The organism is Paenibacillus sp. YSY-4.3 (assembly GCF_054767475.1).
In genome coordinates this window covers 509,101-523,248 of the sequence record NZ_BAABMC010000001.1, presented here as the reverse complement: position 1 = coordinate 523,248, position 14,148 = coordinate 509,101, and the positions used below count along the sequence as shown (strand labels likewise).

Genomic DNA, 14,148 nt, shown 5'->3' with positions numbered 1-14,148 from the left:
TCCGGTTTACTTCTTAACAAACGGCTCAATCTTAGCGCCTGCTTCTTTGACCGCTTGCTCAGGCGTTTTGCTTCCGGTAATGACCTCCTGCAGCATGATTTGAATCGCTTCGGAGATTTTCGGATATTCTGGTCCGTAGGCTCTCGCTCTAGCCACTTCCATCGCATCGGCGAACACCTTCAGCTCCTCGTCTTCCTGCCAGAATGAATCCTTAAGCAAATCGGAGCGGCTTGGCAGACGTCCGGCCGCCTGATCAAACGCTTTCAAACGTTCCGGCTCATTAGCGAATTTAATGATGTCGAATGCGATATCTTTATTCTTAGTAGCCTTCGTAATCGCCCAGTTTTCTCCGCCGAGGATCGTACCACCCTGCTTGTTCACCGGCAGCTCTACTACACCCCAGTCAACTTTCCCTTCTTTTCTAAGCAGCGGAATTTGCCAAGTGCCGTTTATCATCATCGCTACCTTACCTGTGGAGAACTGCACCACTGTGTCGGATTGCTTCTGATTGATTACTTCTTTGGACATGTATCCGTTTTTCACCATATCCTGAAGCAGCGTTGCCGCCTCTACCGTACCTGGGCTGTCAAAATTGTCGATGTCAGCTCCCGCTTGGTACATGAGGGGAAGGAATTGGAATGTCCCTTCTTCGGTTTTCACTGCTGTCATCGCGAATCCGTACACATCATTAGTTGTTAACTGCTTGGCAGCTTCTTTCAATTCCTCCCAATTGCTAGGTGGCGCAATCCCTTTTGCTTTCAGCATTTCCTTGTTGTAATAGAGCGCCAGATTGTTACTGCCGATTGGCACGCCATAGTTCTTGCCTTCATACATCGTCGAGGACCAAGGGCCTTCGTAATATTTGTCCGCCTGTCCCCACTCCTTAATCTCGTCTGTCAGATCCGCCAAAATTCCAGCGGCGGCAAAAGCTTGATGATCCGGGTTATCCAGCCAGACAATATCCGGCATTTGATTGCCAACAGAACCAAGGAGCAGTTTGTTCTTGATGTCCGCAAATGAAATATATGTCCGTTCGATCTTCACATTCGGATTAGCCGCCTCGTAATCGGCGATAATCGTTTGGATTGCGCCTTGAGTTGCCTCACTCGTCATAGAATCCCACCACTGAATAACTACCTTGTCACCGTCTTTGCCCGAGTTCGTAGATGAACCTGAATTCCTCGACTCGGTACTTGGTGCGCATGCTGTTAACAGCATTACAACCGCAACCATAGCTGCCATGAGAGCCCTTACATTCTTAAACATACACATTCCCCCTAGCTAGAATTTATTTATACTTGCATGCACTGCCGCTTTTCTTCGTATTAAAAACGGAGGCAGTAATGCCACAACGCTGCTGATACATCAGAATAAAACCACACTCTGATGTGCGCACATCATTTTGATGTAAAAAAAACGCTGTTACTACACTTAACGATATTTAAATGTAATAAAGCGCATTTTCTTTGGTCACTAGCTCCAATTTGGTAATGTTCTCCTTCAATCCAATCTTTTGCCCGTTAACCAAGTGGTCAAACATCGATTTCACAGTAAGATACCCCTGGTTCACAGGGTCCTGACAGATCGTCGCCGTAATAACGCCTCTCTCCATATACATCTTTGTTTCTTCAGTCATATCGTGACCAATCAAAATCGGCCGCTTCTCCATCCCCAGCTCATCCAAATGCTTTGCAACCACATCGAGCCGCGCACTTGATACGTAGATTCCATCCACTTCCCGAAAATAATCGGCAAAAACCTCCGGAGAATCGTAGTCCTCCTGACGAAGTCTCAACGGGCCAATCATCTCGATATGATCGTATTCGTCAACGACCTCACGGAACCCGGTAATCTTTTGCTGCATTTGAAAGTTGGTGTACGACATCACCAGACCAATCCTGGTTCTTCCCCCTAGGAACTTGCATAACACATCAGCCGCAAGACGGCCAGCAATACGGTAATCGCATCCGACATAAAACAGCCTCTTACTCAAAGGAGAGTCGCTGTTAAATGTACAAATTGTAATACCCTTGTCCACTCCGCGGTCAATGAGCTCGGCCATATCCAGCGGATCATTTGGCGACAAAGCGATCGCGTCGTACTTGCCCGAATCGATAAGCTGCTGAACCATTTGCTTCTGCGGCTCCAAATCATATCCTTCAGACCGAAAGATGCTAACTGAGAGTCCAAAATCACGGAATTCATCAATAGCAACCTGAATCCCCTTCTCTACCTGCTTCCAGAAATAATCCGGATGTTCCGGGAACACAATGGCCATAGAAAAATCATTCATTCGAGCCAGAAAACTTGCCGATTTGTTGGGCATGTAGTTCAACTCTTTGATTTTCTCCATGACTTTTTCATAGGTTTCACGCTTTACGTTACCCCTATTATTGAGCACCCGATCCAGTGTAGCAGGCGAGACGCCAATTTCCTTGGCAAACTCTTTAATGGTCAATTTCCTACCCTGATTCATGGCTTTTCCCTCTATTAAACATGTAATTTGAAATCTTAATAACCACATCATATCAATTCCGAAAAGATTTTGTCAACGGTTTCATGATGCTTTTTTATTTTTTTTGATTTGCGGACATCAAGATTTCCGTTTTACATATTTTCTTACATATATAGCTCCTTATCTTGTTTCAATGTTTGTAGTTGCAGCTTCCCTTAACCATAACTTACCTTCCCCTATTCTCTTAAATACATGTTAAGATGATTTTGCGCGAAATTACAAATTTGTAACCATTGTCGGATTCAGTCTATCATGTTGTCAAAGAACTAATAGAATGATACGGAGGGAATAATGTTATGAAAAATAAACATTTAAAAACACTAGTAACTACAAGCATGGCCACAGCCGTACTCGCTGCAGGACTGGTTCTGCCGCAAGGAGCAAAAGCAGAAGCCGCTTCAACTCCTAGCACAGATTGCAATCAACAATATCAACAAATTCAACAAATCTTGTCAAAATGGAATTGGAACGGCTCATTGGACGATCTGAAATCGATTATTCCTAATTTTCCGGCAATAGGAACAGAGCAGCCGCAGAAGGACATACCTACTCTACCAACTGTACCTAGCCAGAAGCCAACTACACCAACTGCACCTAGCCAAAAGCCGACTGCACCAAGCACAAAACCGACGACACCTAGCGAAAAGCCGTCAACCGGTTCTGATGCCAACGCCGGCAATGGAACGACAACTAAACCTACGACTCCTACGGCGCCAACAGCGCCTAGCAAGGACAACAATGCTAACGCCGGTCAATCGGACGCTGCTTCTTTTGCTTCCCAAGTCGTTGATCTGGTCAACCAGGAACGCGCCAAAGCAGGCCTAAAACCGCTTGCGACGCAAGCTGATTTGACGAAAGTAGCTGCCGCAAAAGCAGCAGATATGCGCGAAAATGGATATTTTGATCACCAGTCGCCAACGTATGGTTCTCCGTTCGATATGATGAAGCAGTTTGGAGTTTCCTACAGTTATGCCGGTGAAAATATCGCCAAAGGCCAACGTACACCTGCTGAAGTCATGAACGCATGGATGAACAGTGAAGGCCACCGTCAAAACATTATGAGCCCTAACTTTACCAACATCGGTGTAGCTTATGACAACGGCTACTGGGTTCAAGAATTCATCGGAAAATAAGCGAAATTTACCTGTAATCATAACTAAACCTTGATGCCAGACTAATAGGCATCAAGGTTTTTTCTTGTTGTCAACACTGTGAATCTTCTTTGAACAACGAGGCGCTTATGTAGAGATGAATCCGATTTTAGTATAGAATCAGGTTACTTTTAAAATGTATAAGCGAGGAACCTCATGCTGATGAAGAATGATTTATATCAAGAAGCGAAGGCTTTTATTGAATTATGTTACCAGGAGCTGGGCAGGACAGAAGAGGAGTGCGGGCAGCGTCTGGCCGATATCCAACTAGAAATTGACTCATACGGTACATATACGCACACCTATGAGGAATTGAATTTAGGTGCGAAACTAGCTTGGCGCAACAGCAATCGCTGCATCGGACGATTGTTCTGGAAAACGCTTGAGGTGTTCGATGCCAGAGCCGCCCAAGCAGAAGAGGAAGTGGCCGCTGCAATATTCCGTCATATCCAATATGGCACCAATGATGGTAAAGTCCGTCCGGCCATTACCGTATTCAAGGAAATGAGGAACAACTCGCAAATCCGGATTTGGAACCATCAGCTAATCCGCTATGCAGGATATGAACAAAATAACCAAGTTATCGGCGATCCTGCTTCGCTCGCCTTCACAAGAGCTTGCCTCCATTTAGGCTGGAAAGGGAATAAAGGGCGATTTGACATTCTTCCATTGGTTATCCAAATCGATGATCGCTCTCCACAGTGGTTCGAAATTCCGAAGCAGGATGTTCTTGAAGTTCCGATTACTCATCCCAGCCTAGAGTTTGAGAAGCTTGGAGTCCAATGGTACGGGGTTCCTTTTGTCTCGGACATGGCCTTAGAAATTGGCGGACTAAGATACACGGCCGCTCCCTTTAATGGCTGGTATATGGAAACGGAGATTGGCGCCCGCAATTTAGCTGATGAAAGACGGTACAATCTGCTGCCCCAAGTCGCATCGCTTATGAAACTCGACCAAAGCTCCAATGCCACGTTGTGGAAAGACAAGGCGCTTGTTGAATTGAACGTTGCGGTGCTTCATTCCTTCAAATTAGCTGGCGTTAGCATCGTGGATCATCATACGGCCGCAGACCAATTCAAATTGTTCGAAACGATAGAGAATAAGCATCAACGATCCGTAACGGGAGACTGGACATGGCTTATCCCTCCAGTATCCCCTGCAACAACGGAAATTTTCCATTCAAAATATGACAATATGGTCGTTAAACCGAACTTTTTTTATCAGGATAGCCCATTTGCGGAATTGCTGAACTGAAAACGTATTTGCAGAAAAGGCATTCAAATCCCTTATACATCAAGGGGTCTGAATGCCTTATCGCGAACTGGCCAGCTAATCAAGTTTTCGGACTATTCTTGTTTCAAGCCTTCCTTCACGGCCTTCACCTCATACATATTGACGGTCGTGCTAATAATGTAATCCGGTGCCGGTTTGCCTCTATTCTGCCGATGCCCTTGGATATGGACGTCGCTCTTCTCCCAATTTTTCCAATCCTCTACCGATCTCCAGCGGATCATGACGACGACCTCTTCATGCTCTTGTTTTTTCCGGTTAACCATGACGGTTTTATCGATAAGCCCCTCCATCGCATCCATCGGACTTTCTTTAGTAAAGCGCTCAATGACGAGATCCACCTTATCCTTTTGTACGACAATCGTTCTTGTTTGAATTAACATGAGATTTCCTCCTCTTATTTACCCTGTTTTAAAAATTTTCTGGCCTTGCGAATGACGATACAGCTCTTCATAATAGCCCCGCATCGTAAGCAGCTCCGCATGCGTCCCTTCCTCGACGATCGTCCCGTGACGCATGACGAGAATCCGGTCGGCCTGCACGATGGTCGATAAGCGATGCGCGATGACCAGCGTTGTCCGCCCTTCGGATACGATTTGCAGCGCCTGCTGGATGAGAAGCTCTGTCTGGGAATCCAGGTTGGCGGTCGCTTCGTCCAGAATCAGAATTTGCGGACGGAAAGCGATAATGCGAGCGAAGGAGAGAAGCTGCCGCTCGCCTGCGGACAAGCCGCTGCCCCGCTCAGACAGTTTCGTATCGTAGCCGTCCTTCATGCGCTGGATCAACGGGTCCGCGCCTACGAGCTCACAAGCGCGAATCACCTCATCACGGGAAATGGTCTCGTCAAACATTCGCACATTGTCGACAATGCTTCCCGCGTAAAGATAAGGCTCCTGCTGGACCAGACCTACGACCCGGTGCAGCTCGGCCTGCGGCAAATCGCGGATATCGATGCCGTCGATCAGAATGCTGCCCTCCTGCACATCGTAGAACCGGCACAGCAGGCTGATGAGCGAACTCTTGCCCGCGCCGGTCGCGCCCACAATGCCGATCATCTCCCCTGGGCGGATATGCAGGCTCAAATCGCGAATGACCGGCGCACCGCTCTCATAGCCAAAGGTAATATCATTAAAATCGATACGTCCCTGTACCGAGTCCCGCTCCACCTCTTGCGGCTGCGGGCTATCCATGATATCGGGCTTAATATCGAGCACTCCCCAGATTCGATTGACCGCCACGGTTGCCGACTGCAGCGTGTTCCACTGCTGCGTAATGGCGTTGATCGGCTGGAAGAACTGGCGGATATATGTGATGAATGCATACAGAACGCCGAATTCAAGGGCGTGGTTCAAAACCCCCTTGCCCCCGATCCATACCACGAACGCGATCGTTAGATTGCTGAGCAAATCGAATGAGCGGTTGAACATCACATGCGTGCGAATCTCGCGGATGTTGGCCTTGTAATAAGCGTCGTTCCGCTCCATGAACTGCTCCGCCTGCTCCTTCTCCTGGTGAAATGCCTGTATGAGGCTCATGCCAGACAGGTTCTCGGCGACGAACGACACGAGCCGGGACAGACGAGTGCGCGCCATCTGGTATGTATTGCGCATGAATGAACGAAAGGCTACCGCGATGACCGCAATCAACGGAAGCAGCACCAAGCAGTATGCCCCGAGCGTCGCGTCAAGCTGGAACATCATGACCAGAATGAACAGCAAGGTCAAACCGTCGCGCAGCAGCGTGAGCAGCACCTGATGGAAAAATTGGTTCAGCGTTTCGGTATCGCTGGACACATGCGTGATCAGACTGCCGCTCGGTGTCTTATCAAAATAAGACATGGAGAGCTTCGTAATATGCTCGAACAACTGCTTGCGTATTTTGGCGACGATGCTTTGTCCGGCGTACTGCAACAAATTGTTCTGCAAATAATTGAACAGCAGTCCCGAGGCCGACAATACGAAATAGATGATGCAGATCGTAAGCAGTCCGCCGTATTCGTTTTTGCCCGCCAGCAAATTGTCGTCAATCACCACCTTCACCAGATAGGGCTGGAACAATTCGGCGGCAATAGCAATCAGCGTACATAACACGGCCAGCGCAAATGTACCCCGATGCCCTCTCGTATAAGAGCTCAAAACTCGAAATGCCGACCGATACTGCGGCTTCTTCTTCGGCTGATCGCCGAGACCTGCCTTCTGATCCAGCTGCCAGTTATTCATTGCCTGCCGCATGCTGGCTTCCCTCCTCTTGAATCGAATGGAGCAAGGCATACAGCCCCGGCTCGGCGAGCAGTTCCTCATGCCTGCCGCCCTGGACGATTCGTCCTTCATCCATAACGATGATGAGGTCTGCATGCTTCACGGCACTCAGGCGGTTCGCGATAATGATCGTGGTCTTGCCGCGGCGCTCGTCCTGAATAGCCTGCAAAATCTCCGTCTCGGTGACCGCATCGACCGCGCTGACGCTATCATCCAGAATCATGAAGGGCGCCTGCTTGATCAGACCGCGAGCCAGGCTCGTTCGCTGACGCTGTCCGCCGGACAATGTAATGCCCCGCTCCCCCAGCTTCGTCTCAAAGCGATCCGGAAAGGCAATGATATTGTCATAAACCCGTGCCTGCCTGGCTGCGGTTTCGATCTCTTCCTGAACGGCTTCCCGCCTGGAAAAAGCGATATTCTCGCGAATCGTCGTGCTGAAGAGGAATCCGTCCTGCGGAACGTAAGCAATCTGCTTGCGCAGGCTCCCCAGCGTCAGCTGACGGATATCCGCTCCACCAATCTGTATCGTCCCCGCAGGCGAGTCATACGTACGCAGCAGCAGCTTGACGAGCGTCGTCTTGCCGCTGCCCGTCCGTCCAACGATACCCAGTGTCATGCCCGGCTCGATGACCAGATTGATCCCCTTGAGCGCGGGCCGCGTTGCTTCCGGGTAGGAGAAGGTCAGCCCTTGGATGCGGACTTCAGCTTGCCCAAGCTCCACCGGAACGGCGTCGTCGGCCTCAACGATATCCGGCTGAACGGCTAACAGTTCATTGAGCCGCTGCAATGACGCCCTTGAGCGCTGCACGACATTGATCACATTGCCGATCTGCTGCAGCGGGTTCATCAGCATGCGGATATACAACGTCAGCGCGACGAAATTACCGAGCGTAATCCTACCTGTGACGGTCAGGTACCCGCCGAGCGCCAGCGCCACGATCAAGGACAACGACCCCAGGAACGGCACGAGTGCCTGGAAGAGCGAAGACATCCGCACAAGCGACAGCTGATTGTCCCGGATCCGGTCGACGTAGGAGCCAAAACGCTTGATCATGACCTGCTCAGCAGCGAACTTCTTCGTGACCCGTATGCCAGCGAATTGCTCTTCAGCCGACTCGGTCATTGCCCCAAGCGCCTCCTGTACTTTCAGCGACCGTTTGCGAATAGCCGGGCCAAAGCGGGCCACGATCCAGGGAATGAAGAGCAGCGGAGCAACTGATGCTGCAATGAGAAATAGCGGAATATCGCTTAGAACCATGGCGCTGACGCAGGAGATGAGAAGCATGGCCGCCATGGCCATTTGGTTGATTCCCATGGAGATCGATTCTCTAACGCCGGTAACATCATTCATGAAATAACTCAGCATCCTGCCCACACCGTTGCGCGAATAATATTGCTCGCTCAGCTCGGAGAAATGAAGGAATAGTCTGCGGCGGGTGACAAAATCGAACCAGCGGCCGATATACATGATGAGATATTGTCCGTAACCGCCGATAAGCGCGTGCCCCGCACCGATCGCGAGCAGCAACAAGCTGTAGCGCCCGACATCGTGAACCCCCTGCGTACCAGTCTGAAGCTGGTCCGTAAAGTCACCCAGCACCTTGGGGAAATAAGCAAAAACGATACTGGCAACCGCATGCAGCGCAAACGATGCGAGGTAAATGCGCCATGATTGTTTGAAAAATGGCTTTAAAACGCTGTTAGACAATACAAATCACGTCCTCTACATGCAGGTTCAGCCCTTATTCACCGTCTCGGCCATCGTCCGCGAACGGCTCATTTGGGGATGGAGGCGGCACAGCTCCAGCTCCACCCTTGTTTGAGTCCGGAAAGGCAGCCAGGTTTTCGGATAAACTGACCCTCAGCTTGGACATAATCTCTTGGAACTCCTGCGCTTGCTTGGAGCCGGGATTTACTTTTGCCGCTTCCGACGCTCTCGCCATCAAATGAACAACCTCGGACCAATCCTTCATCAGACCACGCAGTAGATGCTTGCCATGCCCTCTGCCATGGGGGCGGTGCCGTCCAGGATGCTCCCACGGATACTCCGGCCGCTCCGTTTCTTCCCCTCTTTGTTCTTGAAGATAAGTCCGTCCCTCCTTCGTGATATGATACAGCTTCTTGCCGTCCTTCTCGGTCGAACCTATAAGCTGCATATCTTCAAGCCACTGCAAATTCGGATACACGGAGCCGGGGCTTGGCGAATACAGGCCGCCCGTTTTCTCTTCCATCGTCTTAATCAACTGGTAGCCGTGCATTGGTTCTGCCGCCAGCAGCTCAAGGAGAGCAAATTTGAACTTCCCCCGCTCAAAAAAACGCTTGCCTTCTCCCCGTCCCCCGAATCCTCCTCCACCACCGCCATGACGATGCCTTAAAAATATATCCTGGTAAACCTCTTCCTTTGAATATCTTCCACGCTCGAGCTGACTCGCCCGCCAAGCACCGTAATTGTGAAATCTCATATACGTTCACCTCTCAATACGATATATCGTTATATTATAGCGATATATCGTATTGGTCAATAGTTTTTCCGAAAAATAAATACATGTTTTGGAAATAAAAAAACCGGAGACTTTGGTTATCCAAAGCCTCCGGTTGGCCGATCCCGGCGTATGCTGCGCTACAGTAAGCTGCGTCAATTCATTTTAGTCGTAAGATCAGCTTCATTCTCCGAGTGAAGACCTCTGTTTTTCAACAAGTGTTTTACAAATAAAATGAACAGAAGCAGGGAAATTGCAACCGAAGCGGCGCTAACCGTAAACAATACCTGGTAGCTGGTATGCTGAGAGACCCAGCCTAGCATGATCGCACCCAGCCCGATGCCAAGATCGGTAGCTGTCAATAATGAGGCATTCGCTACCCCTCTCCGTTCCGGATGGGCAAGACGGATCGTTGCTGCTTGCAGCGTCGGCTGCGCAGAGCCAAAGCCAATGCCGTACAGAACAGCCGATGCCAGCATACCAAATAGTCCGGTCGAGAAGCTGAGGACCATCAATGCCAGAATCGTAATCACAAGAGAGGGAATAATGACAAATGCCTCACCATGACGGTCCGATAGCTTTCCCGCGATAGGACGAGTTAAAAATAGCATCACGGCATAAACGAGAAAGAAAGTGCCGGAATTAACCTTGACCGAATTGGCAAGCAGCGGAACAAAGGTCGTGATGCCCCCGTAAGCTATCGTCAGGAAAAAGACAGCCGCTGTAACGGGCAGGACGGATTTTTCGAAGAGCTCGATTCTGGTAGTTTTCTTTTGCGGCCGAAACGGGATCTTGGCGCCAAATGTAAACAGCAGTGCTGCGGCGGAAAGACCTACGGCGGATAAAAACAGGGCGCTATACGATAAATGCTGTATAACCCAGATGCCGAAGATCGGAGCAACCGCCATAGCGAGCGTCATAGCCGTGCCAAACCAGCCCATGCCCTCCCCGCGGCGGGTAGCGGGAATCATATCCGTAGCGGCCGTAAACAGCGCCGTCGTAGATACTGCCCAGCTCATCCCGTGGACGATGCGAATCCAGACTAAGACGGCGATGCCGCCGATCCAATCGTACATATACATCGCCAATGCAAAAAGAATTAGCCCCCAAACGATAAAGGGACGTCTGCCGAACCGATCCAGCAGCACGCCAACGATCGGACGAAAAATGACGGCAGACAACATAAACGCCCCCGTTACCATGCCGACCTGCGCTTCGTCGCCACCCAGCTCTTTGATGAACAGCGGCAGCGTTGGAAGCAGCAAGTAAAATCCAGTGAACAGAAGCAGCGTTCCTACCGTTATAAAAATAAACGACTTCGTCCAAAGACGCTCCACGCTTCATCCCTCCCTAGTAAGAAGCTATTCTGCTGGTATTCTCAGCATTCTTTCTTTTTCAAATACGGTCTGCTCGTATCTTGTTATTTTTATATCGAGGCGGTCCAGCGTCTTCTTCATCTCGTCCATTCTGGTTTGAAGCTGATTGCGCTGTTCAGCCAATAGTTCTTTTCTTGCTTCGATCGTTTCGTCTCCCTGCTGAAACAAGCGTACATATTCCGTCAATGCTTCGATGGGCAGACCCACGTCCCGCATGCATTTGACAAATTCGACCCATTTGCAGTCCTCTTCCGTATACTCCCTGATTCCGCCTGGATTGCGGTTTACGCGGGGAATCAATCCGATGCGCTCGTAATAGCGGAGCGTATCCGGCGATAGGCCAAACATTTCGCTCACTTCTGTAATCTTCATCCGGTTCACCTCCTGATTATCTCGTATTATTGCACCTGGAGTTCACTCCAAGTCAAGCGGTGAAAATAAAAATCCCTCAAAAGATCGTTTAAATCAGCGAATCTACTTGTTCATTAGACCAATCTTTTATCTTATTTTGGCATAATTTAATTATATGAAATGAGAGGGGTGATATTATGCTGCAAGTTGCCCAATATATTCAACCGTTACCGGGTTGGAGCATGCCCCATCTAGTACTTTGCAGTGACGGAGACCATTATGTTATCAAATTGTTATCTAATCCCCAGGGAGTCAAGGTTCTGGTTAACGAGTTAATTTGCAGCCAATTAGCAAAAAGGATGGACCTCCCCATTCCAGACGGCAAGATCATTTTCGTACCTGAAGGAGTTGCTGACAGTCCTACCTTACACAAAGGTCCGCATTTCGGCAGCCGGTTCATCCCTCATGGCATACTCCATCCGAACGACCTTGACCTTGCTAGATGCACAAATATCGGTCAGGCCGCTGATATGATTTTATTCGATTACTGGCTTGATAATAATGATCGGCATATTTGGACGCAGGATAAGCAAAATTTAATCATTGCAGGAGGGCCTGAGCCGAAGCTATGGATGATCGATCAAGCCAATGTGTTTAACGGCCCCCATTGGAACGCTAAAACGTTACTAAATAAGATGAACAATTACACGGCTTATTGGGGAACGCTTTATCAACGCTTCGTCCCTTTTATTGATGGTATGCACCCTTTTCGCGAATCGCTTTCCAAGCTGCATTCCTTGACACGGGATGACTTATTTAACGCCGCCAGCAATATCCCAGTGGAATGGGGCGTATCCGAACAGGATGTAATCACCTTGATCAATTATATGGAACATCGACGAAATGCTATGAATTCCTTGATTCAGTCCATAATCTATAACTTCCCTGTCTGGTATAAACATTACAAATATCATGGAGGGTCAATATGAATAATTTCGATAGAATTACTGTTTTCCCTGGTAATAATATACCAGGTGTCCCGTATCAAGTCGGCCATCATAACCCGACTGAGCTTCCTTATATTGGTGCAGGTGCTCAAGGAGCAGTATTTCAAATATCTGCCCAACGATGCGTTAAAATTTACGTAAATGAATCAGATGCAGAGAGCGAAGCCAGGACTTTACATGCGGCTGCTTCCGCTTCCTTTATTCCGCTGGTCTATGAGGTCGGCAGGAATTACATCGTGATGGAATACTTCAGCGGGCCTGGGTTAAAAACATTTCTCTCCAACAGATCAGATTTTCCAGACTTTATTGCCGAACAGTTAGTATTGATACTCAAAGAGATGAAACGGGTGCAGTTCACTCGTATCGATACCGCATTACGGCATGTCTATGTAACTCCTGAAAATACATTAAAGGTCATCGATCATGTTAATTCATATCGGACAGTACAACCCTATCCTCAACATATGCTGCAAAGTTTGTCCAACATCGGCCGCCTGCAGCCATTTATCGCTTACGTAAGTCACCATCATCCAGAGCTTTATTCCGAGTGGAGTCAAGCGCAAATCATCCCATAAGATGGTTATTGGTTATAAAAATAGAGATTTTAGTTCATTCGAACATGAACTAAAATCTCTTTATATTTTCAATACCTACTTCCTCATAATTAGTAGAAGGGTAACAAAACTACGACAAAAAAACAAAGCACTCCGTAATTGCCGGGATTCGTTGCTTCGGTAAGCTTGATTCCGTCGATACCTTTTTGAAAAGGATCGGTGGTATTATCGGTTAGCGGCAACCGCTCCTGCTTTGTCCCTACCAGTTCGTTATATTCGAATACACGGGCTGAATCCTTGAAGTTCCCCCCGAATGATCGATTCCTTTGGATCAAGCTGAGGCAGCATAGGGAGCTCCTCTAATGGGTCATGGCTTGCCTTGACGATCAGCACTGTATATTGAATAGGGCCATCACTCAAAAGATCAGCTTCAGGCTGACGACATCACCGTTTGGCACGGCAGTTGCGCTGAGCTCCGTAAATATCAATTTCTTCTCTCCCGGCGCAAAAATCATGCTCTTGCTGGTACTGCCGCTAATCATCGATTCGAAATATCTTGCTACAGCCAATCTCCCCGCCACTTCGGGATAGTTCTCCAAGGTCATTCTTATGATGGATCATAAATAGCGTAGTCCCTTCGATTGTGTCCTGATATAAAATGCCCTCAAGATTTACAGTCTCGGGGCCATTTGCCCGAAACAAGGTATACGGCTCTGTCCCAAGAACAGTTGGAGTTGTCGGTAGCTATAGGCAATCAGAGTGCAAGAAAGTATCGATGAAGCTTTTATCGCTTTTTAGTTCTCCAATAAAGAACAAGTATTAGAGTAAGCACGAAGATACAGGCTAAAACTAGTTCTACCAAACTAAATTCTTTATTAATTAAATACCTGAATAAAAAAAGCCCTCCAAATAGTACAACCCCAATAATACAGACATGCAACAAATTATCAATCTTTCTCAGATCTCTACACCTCGATCTAAAATTAGTAAAAATTAGGTTTTGTTGATATCAATTATAATATACCATTTATTCACTAAATATATGTATTATAGTATTATATGGTTATAAAATATTTCTATTATCTAGGTACTTCGCTTCCCAAATGGAAGTCGGAAGGGTCAAGCTAGGCATAAAAAAATAAAAAGACAGCCAAAAGACCGTCTCT

The 14,148-nt window shown here is 48.2% G+C and carries 13 protein-coding genes; 4 read left to right on the top strand and 9 right to left on the bottom strand.

All coding sequences use genetic code 11. From position 1 onward, the window contains the following. Positions 1-6: 6 nt before the first annotated feature. Complete coding sequence (locus ACYUJT_RS02380; protein WP_460318558.1) at positions 7-1,266, bottom strand: sugar ABC transporter substrate-binding protein; 1,260 nt, start codon at positions 1,264-1,266, stop codon at positions 7-9. Positions 1,267-1,441: 175 nt separating this feature from the next. After that, a complete protein-coding gene (locus ACYUJT_RS02375) occupies positions 1,442-2,476 on the bottom strand; it encodes a LacI family DNA-binding transcriptional regulator (protein WP_460318556.1) in 1,035 nt (344 codons plus the stop codon). Between the two features lie 335 nt (positions 2,477-2,811). Between ACYUJT_RS02375 and ACYUJT_RS02370 the strand changes: the two genes are divergently transcribed. Then, complete coding sequence (locus ACYUJT_RS02370) at positions 2,812-3,648, top strand: CAP domain-containing protein (protein ID WP_460318555.1); 837 nt, start codon at positions 2,812-2,814, stop codon at positions 3,646-3,648. 174 nt (positions 3,649-3,822) lie between these two features. Then, positions 3,823-4,920 (top strand): nitric oxide synthase oxygenase, encoded by a 1,098-nt coding sequence (locus tag ACYUJT_RS02365; protein WP_460318554.1) that lies wholly within the window; start codon positions 3,823-3,825, stop codon positions 4,918-4,920. 92 nt (positions 4,921-5,012) lie between these two features. On the opposite strand, the gene ACYUJT_RS02360 is transcribed toward ACYUJT_RS02365, so the two are convergent. From ACYUJT_RS02360 to ACYUJT_RS02335, 6 genes are all read right to left on the bottom strand, one after another. Then, positions 5,013-5,339, bottom strand: coding sequence for an antibiotic biosynthesis monooxygenase (locus tag ACYUJT_RS02360; protein WP_460318553.1), 327 nt, complete (start codon positions 5,337-5,339; stop codon positions 5,013-5,015). Between the two features lie 18 nt (positions 5,340-5,357). Further along, positions 5,358-7,187, bottom strand: a complete 1,830-nt coding sequence (locus ACYUJT_RS02355) for an ABC transporter ATP-binding protein (RefSeq protein ID WP_460318551.1) — start codon at positions 7,185-7,187, stop codon at positions 5,358-5,360. Next, positions 7,168-8,922, bottom strand: a complete 1,755-nt coding sequence (locus ACYUJT_RS02350; RefSeq protein ID WP_460318550.1) for an ABC transporter ATP-binding protein — start codon at positions 8,920-8,922, stop codon at positions 7,168-7,170. Before ACYUJT_RS02350 ends, ACYUJT_RS02355 begins: the two co-directional genes overlap by 20 nt. Before the next feature lie 34 nt (positions 8,923-8,956). Then, positions 8,957-9,676, bottom strand: coding sequence for a PadR family transcriptional regulator (locus tag ACYUJT_RS02345; protein ID WP_460318549.1), 720 nt, complete (start codon positions 9,674-9,676; stop codon positions 8,957-8,959). A gap of 173 nt (positions 9,677-9,849) precedes the next feature. After that, a complete protein-coding gene (locus ACYUJT_RS02340; RefSeq protein ID WP_460318547.1) occupies positions 9,850-11,031 on the bottom strand; it encodes an MFS transporter in 1,182 nt (393 codons plus the stop codon). 24 nt (positions 11,032-11,055) lie between these two features. Beyond that, complete coding sequence (locus tag ACYUJT_RS02335) at positions 11,056-11,442, bottom strand: MerR family transcriptional regulator (protein WP_460318546.1); 387 nt, start codon at positions 11,440-11,442, stop codon at positions 11,056-11,058. A gap of 176 nt (positions 11,443-11,618) precedes the next feature. Here ACYUJT_RS02335 and ACYUJT_RS02330 point away from each other — a divergent pair, with 176 nt between their 5' ends. Both ACYUJT_RS02330 and ACYUJT_RS02325 read left to right on the top strand, forming a co-directional pair. Beyond that, entirely contained in the window at positions 11,619-12,410 is a 792-nt protein-coding gene (locus ACYUJT_RS02330) for a HipA family kinase (protein WP_460318544.1), read from the top strand. Further along, positions 12,407-13,003: a serine/threonine protein kinase gene (locus ACYUJT_RS02325; RefSeq protein ID WP_460318543.1), complete on the top strand. Its 597-nt coding sequence runs from the start codon at positions 12,407-12,409 to the stop codon at positions 13,001-13,003. The genes ACYUJT_RS02330 and ACYUJT_RS02325 overlap by 4 nt, the downstream gene beginning before the upstream one ends. A gap of 395 nt (positions 13,004-13,398) precedes the next feature. Here ACYUJT_RS02325 and ACYUJT_RS02320 read toward each other — a convergent pair whose 3' ends face one another. Beyond that, positions 13,399-13,587 carry a hypothetical protein gene (locus ACYUJT_RS02320; protein WP_460318541.1) on the bottom strand — a complete coding sequence of 63 codons (189 nt, stop codon included), beginning with the start codon at positions 13,585-13,587 and terminating at the stop codon, positions 13,399-13,401. Between the last annotated feature and the right edge of the window lie 561 nt (positions 13,588-14,148).

What these genes read in the sequence shown, in the direction of transcription:
- ACYUJT_RS02365 (WP_460318554.1), top strand. Translation starts at nt 3,823, where the DNA reads ATGCTGATGAAGAATGATTTATATCAAGAAGCGAAGGCTTTTATTGAA.
- ACYUJT_RS02335 (WP_460318546.1), bottom strand. Translation starts at nt 11,442, where the DNA reads ATGAAGATTACAGAAGTGAGCGAAATGTTTGGCCTATCGCCGGATACG.
- ACYUJT_RS02355 (WP_460318551.1), bottom strand. Translation starts at nt 7,187, where the DNA reads ATGCGGCAGGCAATGAATAACTGGCAGCTGGATCAGAAGGCAGGTCTC.
- ACYUJT_RS02320 (WP_460318541.1), bottom strand. Translation starts at nt 13,587, where the DNA reads ATGACCTTGGAGAACTATCCCGAAGTGGCGGGGAGATTGGCTGTAGCA.
- ACYUJT_RS02360 (WP_460318553.1), bottom strand. Translation starts at nt 5,339, where the DNA reads ATGTTAATTCAAACAAGAACGATTGTCGTACAAAAGGATAAGGTGGAT.
- ACYUJT_RS02325 (WP_460318543.1), top strand. Translation starts at nt 12,407, where the DNA reads ATGAATAATTTCGATAGAATTACTGTTTTCCCTGGTAATAATATACCA.
- ACYUJT_RS02330 (WP_460318544.1), top strand. Translation starts at nt 11,619, where the DNA reads ATGCTGCAAGTTGCCCAATATATTCAACCGTTACCGGGTTGGAGCATG.
- ACYUJT_RS02345 (WP_460318549.1), bottom strand. Translation starts at nt 9,676, where the DNA reads ATGAGATTTCACAATTACGGTGCTTGGCGGGCGAGTCAGCTCGAGCGT.
- ACYUJT_RS02380 (WP_460318558.1), bottom strand. Translation starts at nt 1,266, where the DNA reads ATGTTTAAGAATGTAAGGGCTCTCATGGCAGCTATGGTTGCGGTTGTA.
- ACYUJT_RS02375 (WP_460318556.1), bottom strand. Translation starts at nt 2,476, where the DNA reads ATGAATCAGGGTAGGAAATTGACCATTAAAGAGTTTGCCAAGGAAATT.
- ACYUJT_RS02370 (WP_460318555.1), top strand. Translation starts at nt 2,812, where the DNA reads ATGAAAAATAAACATTTAAAAACACTAGTAACTACAAGCATGGCCACA.